Source organism: Salinibacter pepae (assembly GCF_947077775.1).
GTDB lineage: Bacteria > Bacteroidota > Rhodothermia > Rhodothermales > Salinibacteraceae > Salinibacter > Salinibacter pepae.
Genome location: NZ_CAMTTE010000001.1, coordinates 1397332 through 1419279, shown reverse-complemented (window position 1 = coordinate 1419279; position 21948 = coordinate 1397332). Strand labels below are relative to the sequence as shown.

Annotated in this window: 16 protein-coding genes; 4 read left to right on the top strand and 12 right to left on the bottom strand. The window is 69.7% G+C overall.

Translation table 11 applies throughout. The features are described from left to right. Window positions 1-24 precede the first annotated feature (24 nt). The 3 genes from OJA40_RS05820 to atpD form a co-directional block, all read right to left on the bottom strand. Window positions 25-2055: a peptidylprolyl isomerase gene (locus tag OJA40_RS05820; protein ID WP_263810109.1), complete on the bottom strand. Its 2031-nt coding sequence runs from the start codon at window positions 2053-2055 to the stop codon at window positions 25-27. Between the two features lie 301 nt (window positions 2056-2356). After that, window positions 2357-2806, bottom strand: a complete 450-nt coding sequence (gene atpC / locus OJA40_RS05815; protein WP_208426549.1) for an ATP synthase F1 subunit epsilon — start codon at window positions 2804-2806, stop codon at window positions 2357-2359. A 76-nt stretch (window positions 2807-2882) separates the two neighbouring features. Further along, window positions 2883-4385 carry a F0F1 ATP synthase subunit beta gene (atpD, locus tag OJA40_RS05810; RefSeq protein ID WP_208426550.1) on the bottom strand — a complete coding sequence of 501 codons (1503 nt, stop codon included), beginning with the start codon at window positions 4383-4385 and terminating at the stop codon, window positions 2883-2885. Between the two features lie 270 nt (window positions 4386-4655). Here atpD and OJA40_RS05805 point away from each other — a divergent pair, with 270 nt between their 5' ends. Together OJA40_RS05805 and OJA40_RS05800 are read left to right on the top strand one after the other, a co-directional pair. After that, window positions 4656-7244, top strand: a complete 2589-nt coding sequence (locus tag OJA40_RS05805; RefSeq protein ID WP_263810108.1) for a zinc-dependent metalloprotease — start codon at window positions 4656-4658, stop codon at window positions 7242-7244. A gap of 236 nt (window positions 7245-7480) precedes the next feature. After that, entirely contained in the window at window positions 7481-7852 is a 372-nt protein-coding gene (locus OJA40_RS05800; RefSeq protein WP_208426551.1) for an Hpt domain-containing protein, read from the top strand. A 4-nt stretch (window positions 7853-7856) separates the two neighbouring features. Here the strand turns inward: OJA40_RS05800 and thiL are convergent, their stop codons facing one another. The 9 genes from thiL to porX all read right to left on the bottom strand — a co-directional run bounded on the left by thiL (window position 7857) and on the right by porX (window position 19633). After that, a complete protein-coding gene (gene thiL, locus OJA40_RS05795; protein ID WP_208426552.1) occupies window positions 7857-8939 on the bottom strand; it encodes a thiamine-phosphate kinase in 1083 nt (360 codons plus the stop codon). A 148-nt stretch (window positions 8940-9087) separates the two neighbouring features. Beyond that, window positions 9088-10281, bottom strand: coding sequence for an anhydro-N-acetylmuramic acid kinase (locus tag OJA40_RS05790; RefSeq protein WP_208426625.1), 1194 nt, complete (start codon window positions 10279-10281; stop codon window positions 9088-9090). Between the two features lie 75 nt (window positions 10282-10356). Beyond that, window positions 10357-11211 carry a tetratricopeptide repeat protein gene (locus OJA40_RS05785; protein WP_208426624.1) on the bottom strand — a complete coding sequence of 285 codons (855 nt, stop codon included), beginning with the start codon at window positions 11209-11211 and terminating at the stop codon, window positions 10357-10359. 143 nt (window positions 11212-11354) lie between these two features. Further along, window positions 11355-12887: a glycosyltransferase gene (locus OJA40_RS05780; RefSeq protein ID WP_208426623.1), complete on the bottom strand. Its 1533-nt coding sequence runs from the start codon at window positions 12885-12887 to the stop codon at window positions 11355-11357. Between the two features lie 102 nt (window positions 12888-12989). Then, window positions 12990-14534, bottom strand: coding sequence for a hydroxymethylglutaryl-CoA reductase (locus OJA40_RS05775; protein ID WP_208426622.1), 1545 nt, complete (start codon window positions 14532-14534; stop codon window positions 12990-12992). A gap of 159 nt (window positions 14535-14693) precedes the next feature. Then, on the bottom strand, window positions 14694-15923 hold the full coding sequence (locus OJA40_RS05770; protein ID WP_263792346.1) for an ArsA family ATPase: 1230 nt from the start codon (window positions 15921-15923) through the stop codon (window positions 14694-14696). Between the two features lie 38 nt (window positions 15924-15961). Then, window positions 15962-17269, bottom strand: a complete 1308-nt coding sequence (locus OJA40_RS05765) for a bifunctional folylpolyglutamate synthase/dihydrofolate synthase (RefSeq protein ID WP_208426621.1) — start codon at window positions 17267-17269, stop codon at window positions 15962-15964. A gap of 77 nt (window positions 17270-17346) precedes the next feature. Then, complete coding sequence (tsaE, locus tag OJA40_RS05760; protein ID WP_263810107.1) at window positions 17347-17937, bottom strand: tRNA (adenosine(37)-N6)-threonylcarbamoyltransferase complex ATPase subunit type 1 TsaE; 591 nt, start codon at window positions 17935-17937, stop codon at window positions 17347-17349. A gap of 127 nt (window positions 17938-18064) precedes the next feature. Next, window positions 18065-19633 carry a T9SS response regulator signal transducer PorX gene (porX, locus tag OJA40_RS05755; RefSeq protein WP_208426619.1) on the bottom strand — a complete coding sequence of 523 codons (1569 nt, stop codon included), beginning with the start codon at window positions 19631-19633 and terminating at the stop codon, window positions 18065-18067. Between the two features lie 332 nt (window positions 19634-19965). On the opposite strand from porX, the gene OJA40_RS05750 reads away from it, so the two are divergent. Both OJA40_RS05750 and OJA40_RS05745 read left to right on the top strand, forming a co-directional pair. Continuing rightward, window positions 19966-20811 (top strand): hypothetical protein, encoded by an 846-nt coding sequence (locus tag OJA40_RS05750; protein ID WP_208426618.1) that lies wholly within the window; start codon window positions 19966-19968, stop codon window positions 20809-20811. A 189-nt stretch (window positions 20812-21000) separates the two neighbouring features. Continuing rightward, window positions 21001-21663: an O-methyltransferase gene (locus tag OJA40_RS05745; protein ID WP_208426617.1), complete on the top strand. Its 663-nt coding sequence runs from the start codon at window positions 21001-21003 to the stop codon at window positions 21661-21663. The last annotated feature ends 285 nt before the right edge of the window (window positions 21664-21948 follow it).

The window sequence follows — 21948 nt, the reverse complement described above, 5'->3', positions numbered from 1 at the left end:
GGAGGAGCCCGACGACAGCCCTCTCTATTCGTCCGTCGCCTCCACCCGGGCGTCTTCGATCCGGTCGAAGGCGCGGAGCCGATCCACCACGTCCATCCCGTCCGTCACGCGCCCAAAGGCGGTGTAGCCGCCGTCCAGGTGCGGCTGCATGCTGTGGGAGACAAAGAACTGGCTGCCCTCCGTATCTGTGCCGGCACTGGCCATGCCGACGGTGCCCCGCCGGTGGCCGATGCGCGTCGCTTCGGTGCGGAGAAAGACCCCCGGCCCGCCGAAGCCGTCCCGTCGCGCAAAGTCGCCGCCCTGCACCACGAAGTTGGGCACCACGCGGTGGAACGGCACGCCGTCGTAGCGCCCCTCCCGGGCAAACCGTGTGATCGCCTGCACGGTTTGGGGCGCCTGCTCGGTGTCGAGCGCGATCGTGACCGTGCCCCGGTTCGTTTCCAACACGAGGCGTGGGTGGGGGCCCAACGCCTGAAGGTAGTTCCAGTCGATTGAGGGCGTCTCCGGGAGCGGCTTCGCTGCGGCAGTCACCGTGGTGTCGGTTGCCTCAGAAAGTCCCTGTGCGGCGGCGTTTCGGATCGCGTGGTGCGGGTGGTCGAGCGCGTCGCGGAGGATCGGTTCGGCGGTAGGGCCCCCGAGCGTGCCGAGAGCCCCCAGCACGGCCGTCATGCCCTCCAGGTCGTCGGGCGTGGCGAGCGTGCGGTAGGTGGCGGCGAGCGTGTCGGCGGCGCCCCGTGGGGCGAAGGCCGAGTCGGCGAGGGCGGGCGCGCCGTGGTAGAGGAGCGCCGGGTCGCCCCGGCGCACGGCGGCGGAGAGTCGGTCGAACACGGCCTCTGCGTTCCGTGGTCGGGTGCGGTCCCATCGGGCCACGAGGGTTTGCACGCCCGCGGCGCCCACCCGCACGTCGTCGCTGCGGAGGGCCGCCCCCAGCAGCGAGTCGGCACGGGGCGCGTCGATCGGGGCCAGGGCGGGCAGGGCCGCGGCGTAGACGACGGGGGATCGTTCAGTGCGCCAGCGGCCGACGGTATTGAGGACCCGCTCCGAACGTCCGTTCCGGGCGAGGCCGAGCAGCAGCGGCGCGGCCACGCGCCACCGGCGGGGATGGGCGTCGAGCCAGGCCCCGACGGCCGCGACGCGGTTGGGGGACCAGTCGAGCCCGGCCAGCGTCTCGGCGGCCGTGCGGGCCACGAGCGGATGGCCGTCGTTGAGGGTCGCGACGAGGACGCTCTGGGATTCGCCGGGGGCGGAACGCGCGGAGAGCGCCCGGGCGGCCTCCACGCGTGTGCGCCAGTCGGGGGCCGTCCGGAGCCAATCCGCCAGGCGAGGTGCATCGGCGGCGTCGCCCGTCGCGCCCAGGGCCCCAAGCAGGTGCATGGCGGCCGGGTCGTCGGGGGCCGTGTCGTTGAGCACGGCACGGATCGTGTCGGCGCGGCCGGCGGCGAGGGCCTCCACCCGCCCCAGCGCGTACGCCGCGTTGCGGCGCGTCCACGGGTCGTCGTCCCGCAGGTGGCTCAGAAGCCAGGTCGTGGCCGTCGAGTCGGTTACGCCGCGCATGCCGTAGCGGGCGATCGCCAGCGCCAGGTCGGAATGACGGGCCGGGGGGAGACGAAGCCGAATGAGGCCGCGCAGAGATTGGGCGTTGCCCGTCGCGCCGAGTGCGTCGATGAGCCGTCGTTGCACCGAGGGGTCGCGCTCGAAGCGTAGGGCTTGAAGCAGCGGGGCCGCCGGCACCCCCGACGGCATCTGGCCGAGGGCGAATGCGGCGTCGGTGCGGACGAGGGGCACGCTGTCGCTGAGCAGGTCGAGGAGCCCGGGAATGGCGCTGGTGTCCCGAACGGAGGCGAGGGCAAGGGCGGCCCGGGCCCGCACGTCGGCGTCGTCGGCCCCAATCTGTTCGCGGAGCAGGGCGCCGTTTCGGTCGACCTGGGCCTTCACGACCGCCTGCAGCGCAGGGCGCGTCAGCAGGTCGTCGGATGGGCGCTCGGGCATCGGCTGCGCGGCCGCGCCCGTGAGGCTCCAGAGACAGACGAGCGGGAGGGCAAGCCAAGTCCGCATGGAGGGACGAGACAGCTGGACAAGAATCGGGAACGAGCAAAAGCGAACGACGCGATGCGTGTTCGCGCCCTTGCGGCCGCAGTCCTGTCATCATCTCGTGCGCACGACCCATCGGCCGTCTCTCAGTGACCGGCTGCCGCAGCCGTCGCGGACGAGGCACGTCCGTGCGGGAGCAGGGCCCGCCGCGAGGGGCGGGGAGAGGAGGACAGCCAGGACGAGGGACGCCGGAGAGGTGGAGACGGCGTCCCGGTCCCCTCAAAAAGACATGCAGGACAGTGGGGGCGGCCGGCGCGTGATGCCCTTACGACTGTCGCGTGCCGACCTTCCCCATGGCGACGCGCAGACGGTTTCGGGCCCGGTCGCGGGCGGCCTCGTGGGTCTCGCGCTCCTCCTCCTGCACGCCCTCTTCGAGGCGTCGCTTCGCGCGCTCCTCGGCGCTCTCGGCCCGCTCCACGTCAATTTCCGAGGCCGGCTCGACCGTCTCGGCCAGCACGGTGACCTTGTTGTCGATGATCTCCAGAAAGCCGCCGCTCGTGGCAAAGATGATGCGGTCGTTGTGCATGTCGGCGTACTCGTGGGCCGCCTGCGTCTTCACGATGAGGGGCCCGATGCCGAACGCGGCGATCATGGGGGCATGGTCTTCGCGGACCTCGAATGAGCCTTCAATGCCGGGGGCGCGGACGCCATTGGCCGGGCCCTGAAACGAGCGCTCGTCCGGCGTCACGATGTCAACGGTCAGTTCGTCGGCCATCTGTGGGTATTGGGTTTGGGGGTTGAGGGGGGCGTCGCGCAAACGGTCGACGCACGACGCGTGGCGCCCAACTCGGTTATGCTTCCTCGGCCATCTCCTCGCCGGCCTCGATCACCTCGTCGATTGTGCCCTTCAGCAGGAAGGCCCGCTCGGGCAGGTGGTCGAGCTCGCCGTCGAGAATCATGCGGAAGCCGCGGATGGTCTCCTCGATGGGGACGTACTTGCCGGGCTGGCCGGTAAACTGCTCGGCGACGAAGAAGGGCTGGCTGAGGAACCGCTGCACGCGCCGGGCGCGGTTGACGGCCTGCTTGTCCTCGTCGCTCAGCTCGTCCATTCCGAGAATCGCGATGATGTCCTGGAGCTCCTCGTAGCGCTGGAGGATCTCCTTCACGTCCTGCGCGGTCTCGTAGTGCTCGGTGCCCAGGGCCCGCTCGTTGAGCATCTGGCTCGTGGAGTCGAGCGGGTCGATGGCCGGGTAGATGCCCTGCGTCGACAGCTGGCGCGAGAGAACGGTCGTGCAGTCGAGGTGGGCGAACGTCGTGGCCGGGGCGGGGTCCGTCAGGTCGTCGGCCGGGACGTAGACGGCCTGGAAGGAGGTAATGGAGCCCTCCTGCGTCGAGGTGATGCGCTCCTGCAGGTCGCCCATCTCGCTGGCGAGCGTCGGCTGGTAGCCCACGGCGCTCGGCATGCGCCCCATGAGGGCCGACATCTCCTGGCCCGCCTGGACGAAGCGGAAGATGTTGTCGAGGAAGAAGAGCACGTCCCGCCCCCCGAGGTCGCGGAAGTACTCCGCAATTGTGAGGCCGGTGAGGCCCACGCGGGCCCGGGCGCCGGGCGGCTCGTTCATCTGGCCAAAGACGAGCGAGATGTTGCTCTCGCTGTTCATCGCGTCGAAGTCGACCTTGTCGAGGTCCCATCCGCCGGCCTCCATCGACTCGCGGAACTCCTCGCCGTAGGTCATCACGCCGGCCTCAATCATCTCGCGGAGCAGGTCGTTGCCCTCGCGGGTGCGCTCCCCGACGCCGGAGAAGACCGAGAGGCCCTCGTGCGCCTTGGCGATGTTGTTGATGAGCTCCATGATGAGGACCGTCTTGCCGACGCCGGCCCCGCCGAAGAGGCCGACCTTGCCGCCCTTGGGCACCGGCTGGATCAGGTCCATCACCTTGATGCCGGTTTCCAGCACCTCCTGCGACCCGGTCAGTTCGTTGTACTCGGGCGGGTCCTGGTGAATGGCCCGGCGCTCGTCGACGTCCGGCTCCGGCAGGCCGTCGATCGGCTGGCCGACGACGTTGAAGAGGCGCCCCCGAATCTCTTCGCCGATGGGCACGCTGATGGGCTGATTCGTCGCCGCAATGGCCTGGCCGCGCTGCAGCCCGTCGGTCGAGTCCATCGCGATCGCCCGGACGCGCCGTTCGCCAAGGTGCTGTTGCACCTCCAGAATCAGGTCGCGGCTGTCCTCCCGTTCGATCCGGAGGGCGTCCAGAATATCGGGCACGCCGTCGCGCGGAAATTCGGCGTCGACGACCGGGCCGAGCACCTCGACAATTTTGCCCTTGACTTCGTTGCTTCCTACTTCCATGAGACGGAATCAGTTATTCAATGAGAGAGGGGCCAGACAGAGGACGACGGAGTTCCGCCGGACCACACCGGAGCCGACTGCAGAATCTACACGATGAAAAACCTAACGGGTGCCGACGGAAAATGCCTACGCGCTGGATGAGGATTCCACGGTTGCGCCGCAAAGAATCCAGGAATTCCGTGCCGGCGTGGATTTCGGTTTCTAACGCCTGATTTCGTAGGTTTTGGGCAGCTCCACGTTCCATCCCCGTGCCAACCCGGTCGCGCACCCATGCACTTTGGTTCCCCGCCCGCCTCGCTGCGCTGCTCGTGCGTCGTGCTCCTGGTGCTCGGGGCGGTGGGGCTCTTCACGTCCCCCGCCCTCGCGCAGGACGCAGAGGATTCGTCCCTGCCGACCATCGCCGAGAAGACCGAGGGGATGACAAAAATGGACGGCTACGTTCCGGTCTACTGGGACGCGGCGACGGGCAAACTCTGGCTGGAGATTACCCGATTCGATACCGAGATGCTCTACGTCAGCTCGCTGCCCACGGGGCTCGGGTCCAACCCCGTCGGGCTCGATCGGGGCCAGCTCGGCACGCAGCGGGTCGTCCGCTTCGAGCGGACGGGGCCGACGGTGCTGCTCGTGACCCCGAACCTCGACTACCGCGCCGCCTCCGACAACGAGTACGAGCGAACCGCGGTGCGGGAGGCGTTCGCGCCGGGTGTCCTGCAGGGCTTCGAGGTGGCGGCCGAGGGGCCCGAGGGGCACGTGCTGGTCGACGCGACCGACTTCGTGGTGCGCGACGCCCACGGGGTGGCCCGTCGCCTGAAAAACACCGGGCAGGGGGCGTACGCGCTCGCGGAGGGACGCAGTGCGCCCGTTCCCGAGCACGTGAAGGCCTTTCCCCAGAACACCGAGCTGGAGGCGCGGCTCACCTTCACCACGGACGGCGACCCGGGGGCGTACGTGGAGCGGACGGCGGCCGCGCCCCGGGCCCTCACGCTCCGCGTGCACCACTCGCTCGTCGAGCTGCCCGATACGGCCGGGTACACCCCGCGCCGCTTCGATCCGCGCTCCGGGCTCTTCTACACGGACTACATGGATTTTGCAACGCCCATCGGGAAGTCCATGACGAAGCGGCTCGTCAACCGGCACCGGCTCACCTGTGCGGCGGCGCCCGGCGCGGACGGGCTGTGCCCGCCGGAGGAGCCCATCGTCTACTACCTCGACCCCGGCACGCCCGAGCCGGTGCGCGGCGCCCTGCTCGACGGCGCCCGGTGGTGGGGGGAGGCGTTCGAGGCCGCGGGCTTTGAGGACGCCTACCGGGTCGAGGTGCTGCCGGACAGTGCCGACGCGATGGACGTGCGCTACAACGTGATCCAGTGGGTGCACCGCCGCACGCGGGGCTGGAGCTACGGCGCCTCCGTAACCGACCCGCGGACCGGCGAGATTCTGAAGGGCCACGTCACCCTCGGCTCCCAGCGCGTGCGGCAGGACTACCTGCTGGCCGAGGGCCTCCTGGCCCCGTACCAGGGCGCCCATGCCGACGGCATCCCGGCCGCGGACGATCCGATGCTGGAAATGGCGCTCGCCCGCATTCGGCAGCTGTCGGCGCACGAGGTGGGGCACACGCTGGGCCTCGCCCACAACTTTGCCGCGTCGGTGAACGACCGCGCCTCGGTCATGGACTACCCGGCGCCGCGGGCCCGTGTGGAGGGAGACTCCGTGTCCCTGGAAGGCGCCTACGACACCGGCGTGGAGCGGTGGGACGTGAAGGCCCTCCAGTACGCCTACGCCCGTCCGGGCCCCAATCAGACGGAGGCCGCGCTGCTCGACAGCCTCGTGCGGGCAGCGGAGCGGGCGGGCCTCCGGTACGTGACGGACGCGGACGCCCGTCCGGCCGGCGCCGCCCACCCGAAGGGCAACCTCTGGGACAACGGGCGCAACATGGTCGACGCCCTCGATCGGGAGATGCGGGTGCGAGACGTGGCCCTCGACCGGTTTGGCGAGGCGGTCGTGAAGCGCGGGACGCCGCTCGCCCAGATGGAGGAGGCGCTCGTGCCCCTCTACCTGCGCCACCGGTACCAGGTCGCCGCCACGGCGAAGCTCATTGGGGGCGAGGCCTACGAGTACGCCGTGCGTGGCGAGTCGGAGGCGCAGGTGTCCGAGCGCGTGCCGGCCCAACGCCAGGCGGCCGCCCTCGACGCCCTGCTGTCCACGATCACGCCCGCGGCGCTGGCCCTGCCGGAGGCCGCCCGCGACCGCATCCCGCCACGTCCGCCGGGCCATCCGGATACCCGCGAGGTGTTCGAGGGCCGGACGGACCCGACGTTCGACCCCTACGCCCCGGCCGAGGTGGCGGCCACCATGGTGCTCGATGCCCTCACCGTGCCGGAACGGGCCCTGCGCCTCATCGAGCAGCGGGACGCCACCCCCGACCTGCCGGGCCTGCAGGGCACGCTCGCGCAAATTACCGACGCCGTGTGGAAGGCCGACCCGCCCGCCGACGGGTACCGGGCCGAGGTGCAGCGGACGGTGCAGCAGGTGTGGACGGACGTGCTCCTCGACCGCGCCGACGCCGCCGACGGGGCCCCGGCCGTGCAGGCCCGCCTCGAACAGCACCTGCGCACGCTTCGAGACTGGCTCGCCGACCATCCGGGCGAGGGGGCGGAGGCCGAAGCCCACCGAACGGCCGTCCGGACGTCGATCGAGCGATTTTTCGACCGGTCCCACGACGCGGCCGCCCGCCCATCTACCGTCGATGCCCCGCCCGGCTCCCCCATCGGACAGGCCCCAGGGTACCACCGGCGCCACGCCCAGCGGCAGGCCTGGCTCGATCGGTGGGCCCCGCCCGTCTGCTCGCGGCAGAGGCCGTAGGGGCGGGCGCCTCATTTCTTGCATGTTTTTTGCATGTACGAAGGTCCCCGAACGTCCCCCCTCAGAGGCCCTGTGTGCGCGATGAATTGGCGGAGGGAGGGAATATACTCCGCTTTGATCCTCGCCGTCGGGAAAATACGCCCGTCCCGACGGGCCGTGGACGGGACGCCCCCGTCTCTTTCCCACCGGGCGCTGATCGAGGTACCCACTGAATTGCTCTAGAGGATTGGAGGCCCATGCCCCCCCCTGCTGTTGACCGAGACGCCCTCGTCGAACTCCTGGACGGGAACCCCAACGTCATCGTGACCCTTATCGACTCGTTCCTGGACGACTGCTCGGACTACATGGATGCCATCCGGGCCGCGGTTGCAAGCAGAGACGCCGAGGCACTGGAACGGGAGGCCCACGGCCTAAAGGGAGCGACGGGCAGCCTTCGGGCCGCCCCGTCCAGCGAGGCGGCCCAGACGCTCGAGGAGATGGCCCACGCGGGGGACTTTGCGGACGCCGAGGCGGCCCTGGAGACGCTGGAGGCCGAAATTGACCGCCTCAAAGACGAGCTCCGTGCCCTCCGGACGGCGTGTCAGGACGCCGCCGGACGGGTAGACTGAACGGCTACGCCGGCGGGGCGGTCGCGGACGGGCCGTCGAAGTGGTCGAAGCCCCCCGGCTGAAGCGGGACATTCTCGCCGTGGGCGCGCTGGAGCTTGATCGGGTGCTCCGGATCGTCGGGCTCCACGATCTCGCCCACCACCGTGTACGTCTGTGGGTCGAGGGCGTCGAGCTCGTCTTCCGGAATCGTGAACACCAGCTCGTAGTCCTCCCCGCCGAACAGGGCGTAAATCGTCACGTCCTCCCCGAAGTCGGTGGCCGTGTTGCGGGTCTCCGGGTCGATGGGGAGGGCCGGCTCGTAGAGTTGCGCGCCGAGGTCGCCGGCCTCGCAGATGTGGTGCACCTCGGCGGAGAGGCCGTCCGAGATGTCGATGAGGGCGTGGGGCTGCACCCCGGCGTCGCCCCAGTCGCGAACCGTCTTGAGCTGGGCCGGCGGGGCCAAGTGCCGCCGGATGACGTAAGAGTACGGGTCGAGGTCCGGCTCAAAGTCTTCCTCCTGCTCCTGGAGGCGCTCCCGATTGCGCAGCAGCACCTTCAGGCCCGCGTACGAGGAGCCAAGGTCGCCCGTGACGCAGATCTTGTCGCCGACCTGGGCCCCCGTGCGGTACACCACCTTCTCCTCCGCCGCCGCCCCCACGACCGAGATCGAGAGCGAGAGGCCGTGGGACGCGTTCGTGTCGCCCCCCACGATGTGCATGTCGTAGGCGTCGCAGGCCTGCTTCAGGCCCTCGTAGACCGTGGTAATCATCTCGACGGACACGTTCTGCGGGATGCCGATCGAGACGGTGGCGTAGCGCGGCGACGCATTCATCGCCACCACGTCGCTCACGTTGACCGAGAGGGCCTTGAAGCCGAGGTGCTCCATCGGCATGAAGGCGCGGTCGAAGTGGACGCCCTCCACGAGGGTATCGGTGGTCATGACGTGCACGCGGTCCTCGTCCGTGCGGTACACGGCCGCGTCGTCGGCGATGCCCGACACAATGGTGTCGTCGGTGGGCTCGCCGAGCGTGTCGCGCAGGAGGGCAATGAGGCCAAACTCACCGATCTCGGCGAGGGCCGTCTGGTCGGACTGCTCCTGGGATTCCATGGGAGCGTTTGGGTTTGGGAAAGGCAGCGACTGCCGATCCTTCTATATTCCGGCGGCGGGGGCGTGTTTGTATCCCGGGCGGGAGAGGCGGGCCTTTCGTCGGCTTTTTGCCAAGGCGGCGGGGCGTCCAGGCCCCTCGGCCCGGCCGCTATGGCCCCGGCACGCTCAGAGAGCCGAGAGGAGTGCGCGCCGAGGCCCCCGTCACCGACGGCAGGTTCGTGGGCGTTCCGTTGACGGCCTCGTGGGCGAGGACGGCGAAGCAGAGGGCCTCCTTCGCGTCCGGGGCCACGCCGTGGTCCGACGTGGGGCGGACCGGAATGGGGGTGAAGGCCTCCTCCAGCATCCGCCAGAGCGTGTCGTTGTGCACGCCCCCGCCACTAACGATGAGTTCGTCGATGGCCTGCTCCGGACGCACGTACTGCGCGTAGGCCTGGTAGACGGACGCGGCGGTGAGGAGCGTCGCCGTGGCCATCGTGTCCTCGGGGGAGAGGGTGCGGGACCGGGCGGCGCCGAGCAGGCGGTCCACGTAGTCGGGCCCGAAGTCGTCGCGGCCCGTGGACTTCGGCGGCTCGCGGCGAAAGTACTCGCCCTCCAGCAGGTCGGCAAGCAGGTCGTGGTCGGGCGTGCCGGTGTCGGCGTGCCGGCCGTCCGGGTCGTGGGGCGCGCCGAAGAGGCGGGTGGCGAGCGCGTCGATCACCATGTTGGCCGGGCCCGTGTCGAAGGCCCGCACGTCGTCGGGGGCCGCGCCGGCGGGCAGCACCGTCAGGTTGGCGATGCCGCCGAGGTTGAGCAGCCCGCGAGCCTCGTCGGGATCGGTGAAGGCGACCCGGTCGAAGTATGGCACGAGCGGGGCGCCCTGTCCGCCCAGCGCCAGGTCCGCCGCGCGGAAATTGCCCACGACCGGCACCCCCAGCCGCGTCGCGAGGGTCGACGGGTTGCCGAGCTGGAGCGTGGCCCGGACGTCCTTGCCGGCACAGTCCGCCGGCTCAGGGAGGTGGCACACGGTCTGGCCGTGGGCCCCCACGAGGTCGACGGTCCCGCGGTCCACGTCGGCCTCCGCCACCACGCGGTCGACGGCCGCCGCGTACGCCTCCGCGAGGCGGGCATCGAGGCGCGTCACGTCCCGGACCGACGACGCGGCCGGATCTGTGTTTGCGCGAATGAGGTCCCGGAGGGCGGTGGGATAGGGGATGTGCACGAACGCCTCCGGGTCCATCGTCAGGTCCGGGCCGCTGCCGTCCAGCTGCACGAGGGCGGCGTCCACGCCGTCGAGCGAGGTGCCAGACATGAGGCCGACGACCGTGCGGCGCGACCGGCGGTGGAGGGCGAGAAGGACGTCCATTCGGGACGGCGATGGGTGATGAGAAAGCGGGGCGCGGGCATCGGGCCTCCACGCGCCACGATGAACGCTCCGACGCTAGGCGTCTTCCCCGGCCTCGTCGGCCTTCCTACGCATCTCGTCGGCCTTTTCCTGAAACTCGTCGGCCCGGTCGGGCTCCTGCTCGGCCAGTGCGGCGTAGATGCGGGCGGCCTCCTGGTAGTCGTCCTGTCCCTCGTGAATGCGGGCCAGCGTTTCCGAGACGATGTCCTCCGTGTCGTCCTCCGCCGCCATCCCGGCCTCCTCGTCCACGTCCGGGGGCGGGGCGTCGGCCTCGGCCTCCGGCTCGATGCGGGCCGACTGCAGCTCGTTGATGAGGTGGTCAAGGTCGTCGGTGTCGCCCTCGTCCTCGAGCTGTTCGACCTGCTCTTCGGGCGTGGGCGGGGCCTCGTCGGGCGAGGACGGACGGTCGGACGAGGGGGGCGCGTCGGACAGCCCCGGGCGGGCGCCGCCCTGCCGGGCCTCCCGTTCGGCCTGGCGCCGCAGCTGGGCCAGGCCGGAGTCCGCGTCGGCGGCCGGGTCCTCCGCCCCCTCGGCCGGAGCGGCAGCGTCGTTGGGGGCGGCGTCCGGGTCGGCGTCGGAGGGGGACGAGGTCGTGAGGGACGGGGGAAAGGCAAAGGTGAACGAGGCGCCGTCGTGATCCTCCAGGCGGCGAAGGACCCGCTGGGTGCCCGCCTTGGCGATGGGGCTGTTCGGCATCAGGAAGCGCGCCTCCGCCCAGGACTGCAGTGCTTCCTCCCAGCGTTCCTGGGACTCGTAGGCGTGGGCCAGCAGCACGTGCGCCCCCAGATGCGCCGGCAGGGCCCTGACCGTGTCGTGAAGCGTCGCGATGGCGGCGTCGTAGTCCTCCTGTTCGAGCAGGGCAAGGGGCTCTTGAAGGTCGGGCACAGACATGACGGGGGGCAGGAATGCGCTCGGGACGGGAGAGAGGACAGAGGCAATGAGAGGCGCCCACGGGGGTTCCCGACGCAGGCCCGGTTGCAGCGAGCGTTCGTGTGCCGCCGGAGGGGGACACGTCCCGCAGGAGGCCTTGAGGGTCAGGCGGCCGGCGACGAGGCCGGGGCGGAGGCCGTCGGGCCCTGCTGGGCCGTCAGGGCCTGCCGCAGGCTCGACGCGGTCACCAGCGCGAACCCGAGCGCGAACAGCGCCTGAAACGGAACAGCGGCCCACTCGCCGAGGCCCACCACGACGCCGAGGCCGACCGTCGAATAGACGGCCAGGGCCAGCTCGCCCCACACGACGCGGGGCACCTCGCGGATGGCGTAGCGGCTTTCCCACCAGCCGTCGCCGCCGGCGCTCCCCACCTTCGGCGTGCGGATGAACGCGGTGTCGGTGCCCCGGAGGGCCTGCCACACGGCGCTCGTGTTGCTGAGCGAGAGGCCCATGGTGCCGGCCATGAACGGCACGAAGAGGCGGAGGCGCCGTCGCCAATCGGGGTGCAGGGCGCGCTGGGCGAACAGCTGGGCGAGGAAAAACCCGGCGAACCCGAACAGGCCGAATCCCATGATCGCGAAATAGACCTCCCCGGGCCCGTGGCCAATGCCCTTGAGCAGCAGGAGCGGGGCGTGGGTGAGGGCGGCGAGCAGGATAAACGGGAAGGCGAAGTGAGCGGTAAGGTGGAACGTGCCCTCCAGCTTCACCCGCCACGGCTGGGCCGATCGCCAGAGGCGGCCCGTCAGCTTGAGGGCCGTTTCGGCGCCGCCCTTCGCCCACCGAAATTGTTGGGCGCGGAGCGCGTTCATGTCGGGCGGCAGCTCGGCCGGGGCCTCCGCGGCGGGGACGTACGTGAGGCGCCACCCCTGCAGCTGGGCGCGGTAGCTAAGGTCGAGGTCTTCGGTGAGCGTGTCGTGGGCCCAGCCGCCCGCGTCCTCGATGCAGGCGCGGCGCCAGACGCCGGCGGTGCCGTTGAAGTTAAGGAAGCAGCCCGCCAGCTCACGCACCCGCTGCTCGATCGCGAAGTGGGCGTCGAGGCCGAAGGCCTGCACCTTCGTCAGCAGCGAGTCGTCCCGGTTGAGGTGGCCCCAGCGGGCCTGCACCATGCCCAGGTCGGGGGCGTCGAAGAAGCGCGGCACGAGGCGGCGCAGGAACGACGGGCGCGGCACGAAATCGGCGTCGAAAATCGCGATCAGGTCCCCGCGGGCACGGTGCAGCCCGTTGGCGAGGGCGCCGGCCTTGTAGCCGGTCCGGTCGTCGCGGCGGACGTGCGTAATGCTGACGCCCTCGGCCTGCCAGTGGGCAACCCGCTGGGCGACCCGCTCGGTTGTCGCGTCCGTGGAGTCGTCGAGGACCTGGATGTCGAGCTTGGCGCGGGGGTAGTCGAGGTGCACGCAGGCGTCGATGAGGCGCTGGGCCACTTCGGCCTCGTTGTAGAGGGGCAGCTGCACGGTCACGACGGGCCAGTCGTCGTCGGGCTCCGGCAGGTCGTCGGGGGCCGGCACGGGGCCGTCGCGTAATCTTTCACTGGCGGCGTGGACGAGGGCCAGCCACAACAGGTTGCCGCCGTAGGCCGTGAGGGCCACGATGGCAACCGCGTAGAGTGCCGGAACGGCGACCTCGAAGGCTGCAAGCATGCGCGTTGAGCGTTGGACCGTTGAAGGGTGAACAGGGGCCGCTGGCCACGGAGGCGGGGACTCCACTCGCTCACTGCGGTGCCCCCATGCTCTCGTGCCCGATTACCGGTTGCGTCCGTAGGTCTCGTGGCTGGAGACCCAGTCGGACGACGAGATGGCGGCGCCCAGCGACAGCTCGCCGGCGAGGGTGGCCGCCGCCACGATCTCGGCAAACTTGTGGACCTTGCCTTTGCCGTAGCACCCCATCACTTCGAGGCATTCGCGCTGGGTGGGCAGGCCCGTGCCCCCGCCGTACGTAGCCACGATGAGGGACGGAATCGTGAGCGAGATGTACAGGTCGCCGTCGTCGGTGAGGTCGGTGTAGAGGACGCCCGCCGACGACTCGGAGACGTTGGCCACGTCCTGCCCGGTGGCGATGAAGAGGGCCGTGATGGCGTTGGGCGAGTGCGCGCCGTTGTTGTTGGCGCCGGAGAGGAAGGCCCCCACGGTCGACACGTTCCAGTGGTGGTGCAGGGCCTCGGGCTCCACCCGCATGTGCTGGGCGAGCGTGTCCCGGTCGATGGTGGCCTCGGCCGTCACGCGCTTGCCCCGCGTCCGCATCACGTTGACCTGCGAGGCCTTCTTGTCCGTCGCAAAGTTCGACTCCAGGTAGAAGTGCTCGACGGCGCCCGGGTACTGGTCCATGATCCAGCCGCAGGCGGCGAAGGTGGCGCGCCCCACCATGTTCTGCCCCGCCGCGTCGCCGGTGCGGTAGTTGAAGCGCAGGTACGCGAAGTGGTTCGACAGGTAGTGGTCGATGTAGAGCAGCTCCGCGACACTGGAGGTCGACTCCGCCTCCGCCCGGATCGCGTCCATGCGGTCGTCCACCCAGTGGGTAAAGTCGCGGGCCGCCCGGGCGCTGTCGAAGATGAAGACCGGGGCGCGCTGCATGGAGTCGCGGGACACGGTCGCCTCGATGCCGCCGCTCAGGTTGCACACCTTAATGCCGCGGTTGTAGGAGGCCACGAGGGTGCCCTCGGACGTGGCAAGGGGAATCAGCACGTCGTCCTGCGCGTGCTCGCCGTGCACCGTGAGCGGCCCGGCAACCCCGAGCGGAATCTGGGCGACGCCGGTGAAATTTTCGACGTTGCCCTCCGTAACCGCCGGGTCGAACGAGTAGTGGGGCACGTGGTCGAGCGAGGTGTCGCTGTAGTCCTCGACGAACTGCTGCCGCTCGTCGATGATGGCCTGGCTGCAGTTGTCGTCCGGGGCGCGGGGAATGCGCTCCAGGGCCTCGTCCTGCTCGGAGATCGAGTCCTCGACGGAAAAGGTGAGCGTGCCGAACGGGTCGGCCCGGAAGGTCAGCTCGAGGGTGTGGGTGCCGGTCTCCAGCGCCGGGCGGTCGGCCCGCAGGTGAAGGGTGCGGCGGAGGGGAAAGTCGAGCGCATCCTCGTCGGAGATCTCGTCGGCCGCGTGGGTCTCGCCCTCGCCCATGAAGAGGTGCACCCGCTCCGGCGGCACCGTGTCGCCGTTGATTTTTACGTCGAGGAGGCCGGTGAGCGTGGCGTCCTGCAGGCGGTTCTTGAGCGCAAACTCGACGCCCCGGTCGGTATTCTCGAGGCTGCCAAACGTGTAGAGCTGCTTCAGAAGGGCGTCGGGCACGGACATGAGCGGATAGGAGTGCGGACGGAAGTGGCTCGGATGAACGAGACATCGCCCTCAACGGAGAGGGCCCGGACGGGTTCGTGGAGAGGGCGTGGGGGGCGAGAGAGTGGGGAAAGGGCGTGGAGGGGAAGAGGGACGTGAGCGGGCGATCTTCGATCGCATTCAATCCGAAGAGGCTTCGCCATCCGGGGTGAAGCGGACGCGGAGCCATCCCTCCTCCAGGGTGGCGTCCGTCATGTGGTAGTAGTTGAGGAAGTTGGGGAGGATCACGTTGGACCGCTGGTTGGCGACCTGCACCACGAGCTGATCCCCGAGCTGGCGCACGTCGACGTCGGCCTCCGTGGCGAACGCGAGGCGCAGGTTCAGGACGTACGCGTCCCCGTCCTCCCGCACCGTGAACGTGGGCTCGTCGTAGAACACGTCCGTCGGGTTCCGCTCCGCATACATCGCGTTCCCGATGCGGCCCAGGCGCTCGGCCCCGAACACCTCTTCGCCCAGGTGCGGCACCTGCAGGATGGGAAGGGGGCGGAAGCTCTGCTCAATCTCCTTGAGGTATTCGCGCTGGCTCTCCACGTAGCCCTCGAAGAACGAGTCGGCCGGCACCTCGTTTTCCGGCAGCACGCGGTTCACGACGACACTGTCCACGCCGTAGCCGTACAGCTGCAGGTACGTGAAGGCCCGCCGCGCCTCCTCAATCACCATCTTTTCGGGGTTCGTCACGAGCCGGATCGAGGTGGTCGATGGGGTGGCGAGCACCTGCTGGACGCGCTCCAGCTTCTCGAAGATCACCTCCAGTTCCTCGTAGCCCTTGTCCAGCGGAATGCCGGTGGCCTTGCGGACGCCGAAGCCGAGCGATTTGACCGCCATCTTCTGGAAGGGAAACGCCTTGGCGAGCCACCACTGGGTGACCTGGGGCAGGGTGAGCAGGGTGAGCGTCTCGCCGGTGGGCGCGCTGTCCACCACGATGAGGTCGTAGTCGGCCTCGCGGAGGGCCTCTTCGAGCCACAGCAGCACCGAGCCCTCGTTCATGCCCGGCAGCGCGGCGAGCTCCTCGGCGGCAATCTGGTCGACCCCCTGCCAGCGGAAGACGGTGAGCATCAGCTCCCGCATGTGGCCCCAGTGTTTCTTCATCGAGTAGTAGAGGTCCACCTCCTGGGCGAAGAGGCGGTCGCGCACTTCTCGCGCCTCGGGCCCGAGCTCCTGGTCGAGGGCGTCGGCGAGGCTGTGGGCGGGGTCCGACGAGAGGACGAGTGTCTTGTGGCCCTGCCGGGCCGCGTGCTGGGCCGTGGCGGCGGCGCAGGTGGTCTTGCCGGTGCCCCCCTTTCCTGTAAACAGAAGGATGCGGGGGGCGTCGTCGAAGGGGACGTCGTCGTCGCTGGCGGGGAAGAGCATGGGCGGGGCAAGCGGCAAGGGAGAGCGGGAAGCGACGATCAGTCGCGAAACCGGGGCGGCAGCACGTCCACGAGCTTGTGCGAGCCGGTGAGCAGCAGTCCGTCTGCGGGGGGCGCGCTCCGCTCAAACGCGTCGAGCGCGTCGGCGAGGGGCCGCGGCGTGCGTGTCGTGACGCCCTGGGCGCGGAGGCGCTCGGCAATCTCGTCGGGCGGGAGGGCACGCCTCGTGTCGATGGGGATGGGGGTCACGACGGCGTCGTGGGCGGCGAGCAGCCGGGCCGTCTCGTCGAGCTGCTTGCCGCGCACGGCGTTGAGGCACACGTGCAGCGTGCCACCGCGCCCGGCCACGACGGGGGCCACCGTGTCGAGGGTCGCGGCGATGGCCGGGGGGTTGTGGCCCACGTCGACCACGAGGAGGGGCTCGTTCCCGAGCACGTCGAGCCGCCCGTGAAAGCCGGTGTGGCCCCGCACGTCGCCGAGGCCGTCCCGCACCGCCGCGTCGGCCGACGCATCGTCCTCGCCCGCCAGGAACGTGAGCTCGGCGGCCCGCACGGCCAGGGCGGCGTTGCGCTGCTGGTGGGGGCCGGCGAGCGACAGTGAGAGGCGGTCGTAGTGACGGGCCGGGGTGTCGAGGCCGATCACGCTCCCGGTCAGGCCCGACCGGTGGGTCGTCCAGGTGGCCTCGTCGTCGAGCCGGTGGAGCGGCGCGTCCTGTTCGGTGGCGACCGCGGCGATGGCGGCCCGGGCCTCGTCCGCGGTTACGGCACTGAGCGCGGGCGTCTCGGGCTTGATGATGCCGGCCTTCTCGCGGGCGATGGCGTCGAGGGTCTCGCCCAGCATGTCGGTGTGGTCGAGGCCGACGTGCGTGATCACCGACAGGGCCGGAGCGAGCACGTTCGTCGAGTCGAGCCGCCCGCCCAGGCCCACCTCGATCACCGCCAGGTCCACGTCCTGCTCGGCAAAGTACCGGAAGGTGAGGGCGACGGCGAGCTCGAAGAAGCTGGGCTGCGTCTTTTCAATCAAATTGCGATGCGCATCGAGCGTGTCGGCGAGCCAGTCGGTGGGGGCGGGCGTGCCGTCCACCCGCATCCGCTGGGCGACGTGCGTGAGGTGGGGGGAGGTGTGAAGGCCCGTGCGCAGGCCCGCCGCGGTGGCGATGGCGGCGGTCATCGCGGCGGTGGAGCCCTTCCCGTTCGTGCCCGCCACGTGGACGGCCCGGAGCGCCTCGTGCGGGTTGCCCATCCCGTCGAGCAGGGCCCGCACCCGGTCCAGGCCCGGCGCGAACGCGTCGTCGGCGACATTGGCGTACTGGGGGCGGTCCAGGAGAAGGTCGAGGGCGTCGGACATGCGCGTTGAGGGTTGAGCGTTATGCGTTGGGCGTTCTCGCCGTAGAGGCGCTCGTACCGGGACGCGTCGGTCGAGCGTCAGCGGTCGTTTCCAGAAGAGGCATCGTCCGGGGCGCAGTCTGAAACTACTTCCTCACTGCCGTTCGGGGCGCAGTCTGAAACTACTTCCTCACTGCCGTTCGGGGCGCAGTCTGAAACTACTTCCTCACTACCGTTCGGGGCGCCGAGGGTGATGCGGCGTTTCGAGGGGGCGACGTGGTGGAACTGGAGGTGGATCGTGTCGAGCGGGAGAAGATCGGGGATCCGATCCGCCCATTCGACGCACGCAATCCCGTCGCCGTGCACGTAGTCCTCAAAGCCCAGCTCTACAAACTCGTCGGGGGTCTGCACGCGGTAGGCGTCGAAGTGGTAGAGCGGCCGGTCGCCGTCGTCGTGGACGGCGAGGATCGTAAAGGTGGGACTGCGGACCTCGGCGGGGGGCAGCCCAAGGCCCTGCGCGACCCCTTTTACGAAGTGGGTTTTGCCCGTCCCCAGGTCCCCATACAGCGCGACCACGGCGCCTGGGGGAAGCCCCTGCGCGATGCGGGCCCCGAGCGCCATGGTGCCTTCCACCGAGTCGGTCGTTCGGGGGAGGCGGTCCCGGATGGCATTGGTCTCTGTAGGGAGCATATTGGGCGCAAAACGTGAGGAGTGATGCGTAAGGCGCGTGAGGCGCGTACTGTCTCGTTTGCCTGTCACGCGTTGCGCATCGCGCATCAGTGGGCAGGCATTTCGACCGCGGGCAGAGCGCGGGTCTTCAGGACGATTCCCTCGGCCGGAGCGTCGCGACCGGCAGGATCATCTCCTGCATGGAGGCCCCGCCGTGCTGTAGGGTGTCGCGGTAGAGGTTTTCGTAGTGGTGGAAGTTGGTGGGGTAGACGAAGTAGTAGTCCTGCTTGGCCAGGAGGTAGGTCGTGTTCATCCCGTAGCTGGGCAGCCCGAACCGCTCCGGCTCGCGGACGAAGATGGCGTCGTCCGCGTCGCACTTCAGGTTGCTCCCGTATTTGTAGCGGAGGGCCGTGGAGGTCTCGCGGTCGCCGATCACCTTGGTCGACTGCAGGCTGCGCACGGCGCCGTGGTCGCTGGTGAGGACGACCGTGCAGTCGGTGTTGGACAGGGCCTGCAGCATGTCGAGAAGCCACGAGTGCTCGAACCAGGTGCGCGTGAGGGCCCGGTAGGCCTCCTCGTCGGGCGCCAGTTCCTTGAGGACGTCCGACTCGGAGCGGCTGTGGGCGAGGATGTCGATGAAGTTGACGACGACGGCGCTCAGGTCGTGCTGCGTCAGGTTGGCCGCGTCCTGGGCCAGCTGCTGGCCGTCCTCGCTCGTGATGAGCTTGTCGTAGCGGATGCTCAGGTCCTCGCGGTGGTGCTGGTCGAGCTGGTGGCGGAGCAGGGCGTCCTCGTACTGGTTGCGGCTGTGCTCGCTCTCCTCGCCCGTCTGCCACGCCTTTGGGAAGCGGTCGACGAGATCGACCGGCAGCATGCCGCCAAAGATGGCGTTGCGGGCGTAGGGGGTGGCCGTAGGCAGAATGCTCATGTAGAAGTCCGTGTCGACGGTGTAGTGGGGCCGGAGCAGCTCGGCAATCTCGAGCCACTGGTCGTACCGCAGGCAGTCGATCACAAAAAAGACGACCGGCTCCTCGCCCGTCTCCGGCAGCACGAATTCGGGCACCACCTCGTGGGACAAGACGGGGCGGTCATTCCCGGGCGCCTCGTCGACGCGGGCCATCCACTCCGGGTAGTGCTCCTCGACGAACCCCCCAAACTCGCGGTTGGCCTCCTCGAACTGGTCCTGAAAGACCTGCCGCGCGCCCTCGTCGTCGGTCAGCTCGAGGTCGTACTCCACGAGGGTTTGGTAGAGGTCGATCCACTCGTGGGGGGAGAAGGCGCCGCGGAGCTGCTGGGAGATCCGATTAAACGACTGCAGGTACTCCTGCGAGAGGGCCTCCTTCCGAATCTGCGACTGCTCCAGCAGCCGCTTGCAGGTGAGGAGGATTTGACTGGGGTTGACGGGCTTGGTGAGGTAGTCGCTGATTCGATTGCCGAGGGCCGCCTCCATCAGGTCCTCCTCCTCACTCTTCGTCACGAGCACCACCGGCAGGGTGGGCCGCTCGTCCTTAATCGCGTCGAGCACCTCCAGCCCCTCCATGCCCGGCATCTGCTCGTCGAGCAGCACCACGTCGAAGGGGCGCTGCCGCACCCGGTCGACCGCGTCGGCCCCGTTCGCCACGGTGGAGACGTCGTAGTCCTTCTCCTCCAAAAACATCACGTGCGAGCGGAGCAGGTCGATCTCGTCGTCGACCCAGAGAATGTGTGGGCTGCTCATGGGGGGGAAGGGGCAGGTGTCGAGCCCCGGCCGAGAGAGGCCGGGCAGGAATGATGATGGGTGCGCTGGGGCCCACGACGCGCAACAGTGCCTTGTACCCGGGTCGTCACGTCGCGTTCGGGGCATGCAGGCTCCAATCCGAGAAGGTCCAGTCCGGCGGGTTCGTTCCGCCGTCCCGCCCGGATGGGCCCCCAGTGGCCGAGAACGCCACTGACTGGAATGCCGGCGGGCGGTCGAAGGGGGGACCCCAACGTTATGACGGGGCGGCCCTTCGTGTCTCCCGAGTCCCGAAGCGGGTCGCCGATTCGTCCACGAATGCTCCATCCGCCGCCATGTCCAAGCCCGAGAACACATTCCAGGAGCTTGCAGGGGTCCCCGTCCACTACGACCGTGCCCCCAGCGCCGGGTACGGGACGCGTGGCACTCCCTATACCTTTCACTGCACCGAGCCGTTCGAGACGACCCTGCACGCGGCGTTCGAGGAGCTTTGGGCCGCCTGCCCGCTCGGGACGGCGGAGGTCATCACCTCGGCCGGGGCCTACGTGGACAAGAGCGGACTGCACGGGGCGGGCCGGGCGTTCGACATCGACGGCATCTTCTGGACCGACAAGGCGTTCATCACAAACCAGTACCCGAGCGACCGCCGCTTCTACCTGGCCGTCGAATCGGTGCTCCGCAAGCACCTCGGGACCGTGCTCAACTACAAATTCGACGCGGCCCATCAGGATCACGTTCACGTGTCGGGGCGAGGGGAGCCCGGGTTCGTCCCGGGCCACGAGTCGCGGGTCCTGTACTGGCAGATGGCACTGACCCACCTGTTCGATCGGCCCGTGACGGTGGACGGGCTCACGGGGCCGGAAACCAACGGCGCCTCCCGGGCGCTGCTCCGCGCACTTGACATCGCGGAGGACGACGAGATGAGCACCGCTGGCGCCCTGCACCGGGGCCTCGATCGCGCCTGGGACGACCTCCTCGATGCGGCGGCGCGGCGGGGCTTTCGGGGCGTGGCGGGCGAGGCGGAGCAGACGCCCCTCCAGCTTCTCGAGGCCCTCTACGCCACCGTCGCGGACGAACTGGACGGGCAGGCGAGCCGAAAGGCCGTCGAGAGTGCCGTGACGACGTTCGCCCAGCACCCCGACACCGACGCCTGGCTTGACCAATTCCGCGACGCCCCGTGAGGGGGACGGGGGCGTGCGGTCAAAGAAGACCACCGAGGGGGCTCGGGGCGTGTGCCCCGTCCGCCTTCCGCGTGACGACGTGGGGGGAGGGACGCCCGTGCCGGCCGCCGCAGAGACGAACCGGGGAACGTTGCCCTCGCCACGTCATGCGGTCAATGCCACTGTACTCACTGCTCCACCCACCCCACGATGTCTACCCAGTCGATCGGCCTCCCGGACGAGCTGCACGAGTATCTCCTGTCCGTGTCCCTGCGTGAACCCGAGGTGATGCAGCGCCTCCGGGAAGAGACGGCCGAGCACCCCCGGTCCAACATGCAGATTGCCCCGGAGCAGGGGCAGTTCTTGCAGTTCCTCGTCCAGCTGATCGGGGCCCGCCGCACGATCGAGGTCGGCGTCTTTACCGGGTACAGCGCACTCGCCGTGGCGTCGGTCCTGCCGCCGACGGGCACCCTCGTCGCCTGCGACGTGAGCGAGGAGTACACGGCGGTGGCCCGTCGCTACTGGGAAGAGGCGGGCGTGGCCGACCGCATCGACCTCCGCATCGCCCCCGCCGAGGAGACGCTCGCGGCGCTGATCGACGACGGGCAGGACGGAACCTTCGACTTCTCGTTCATCGACGCGGACAAGGAGGGCTACGACACCTACTACGAGCAGTCGCTCCGGCTGCTGCGGCCCGGCGGGGTCATTGCCCTCGACAACGTGTTTCGCAGCGGGCGGGTCGCCGACCCGGACGTGGAGGAGGAGAGCGTGCGGGCCATTCAGCGCCTCAACGAGAAGATTCAAGACGACGAGCGCGTGGACCTGAGCGTGCTCCCACTGGCCGACGGCGTGACCCTGGCGATGAAGCGGTGACGGCCTGCCAGGGGGGCACGACGAGGGCCGGTTTGCACCTCCCGACCCCTGGGAGCCCGCGTGCCAACCGGCGGCGGAGGGCTGTCCCGGGCCGCCCCGGCACAAGCACATCTGCGCCGCATCCGGCCGTCCCTGACGTCAAGGCACGAGGCCCCGGCGACGCGTCCTGTTGTTGCCGCGTCGAGTGGGCCCTCCGAGACACGAGCCCACCCAATCGATCGGCGGCATTCGACCAGGCAGGCGGGCATGGGGAGGTCCGGAACGTCCCTTTCTTGTAAGTTCACA

Coding starts and splice junctions, on each gene's coding strand:
- OJA40_RS05820 (WP_263810109.1), bottom strand. CDS start 2,055: ATGCGGACTTGGCTTGCCCTCCCGCTCGTCTGTCTCTGGAGCCTCACG.
- atpC (WP_208426549.1), bottom strand. CDS start 2,806: ATGGCCGACGAACTGACCGTTGACATCGTGACGCCGGACGAGCGCTCG.
- atpD (WP_208426550.1), bottom strand. CDS start 4,385: ATGGAAGTAGGAAGCAACGAAGTCAAGGGCAAAATTGTCGAGGTGCTC.
- OJA40_RS05805 (WP_263810108.1), top strand. CDS start 4,656: ATGCACTTTGGTTCCCCGCCCGCCTCGCTGCGCTGCTCGTGCGTCGTG.
- OJA40_RS05800 (WP_208426551.1), top strand. CDS start 7,481: ATGCCCCCCCCTGCTGTTGACCGAGACGCCCTCGTCGAACTCCTGGAC.
- thiL (WP_208426552.1), bottom strand. CDS start 8,939: ATGGAATCCCAGGAGCAGTCCGACCAGACGGCCCTCGCCGAGATCGGT.
- OJA40_RS05790 (WP_208426625.1), bottom strand. CDS start 10,281: ATGGACGTCCTTCTCGCCCTCCACCGCCGGTCGCGCCGCACGGTCGTC.
- OJA40_RS05785 (WP_208426624.1), bottom strand. CDS start 11,211: ATGTCTGTGCCCGACCTTCAAGAGCCCCTTGCCCTGCTCGAACAGGAG.
- OJA40_RS05780 (WP_208426623.1), bottom strand. CDS start 12,887: ATGCTTGCAGCCTTCGAGGTCGCCGTTCCGGCACTCTACGCGGTTGCC.
- OJA40_RS05775 (WP_208426622.1), bottom strand. CDS start 14,534: ATGTCCGTGCCCGACGCCCTTCTGAAGCAGCTCTACACGTTTGGCAGC.
- OJA40_RS05770 (WP_263792346.1), bottom strand. CDS start 15,923: ATGCTCTTCCCCGCCAGCGACGACGACGTCCCCTTCGACGACGCCCCC.
- OJA40_RS05765 (WP_208426621.1), bottom strand. CDS start 17,269: ATGTCCGACGCCCTCGACCTTCTCCTGGACCGCCCCCAGTACGCCAAT.
- tsaE (WP_263810107.1), bottom strand. CDS start 17,937: ATGCTCCCTACAGAGACCAATGCCATCCGGGACCGCCTCCCCCGAACG.
- porX (WP_208426619.1), bottom strand. CDS start 19,633: ATGAGCAGCCCACACATTCTCTGGGTCGACGACGAGATCGACCTGCTC.
- OJA40_RS05750 (WP_208426618.1), top strand. CDS start 19,966: ATGTCCAAGCCCGAGAACACATTCCAGGAGCTTGCAGGGGTCCCCGTC.
- OJA40_RS05745 (WP_208426617.1), top strand. CDS start 21,001: ATGTCTACCCAGTCGATCGGCCTCCCGGACGAGCTGCACGAGTATCTC.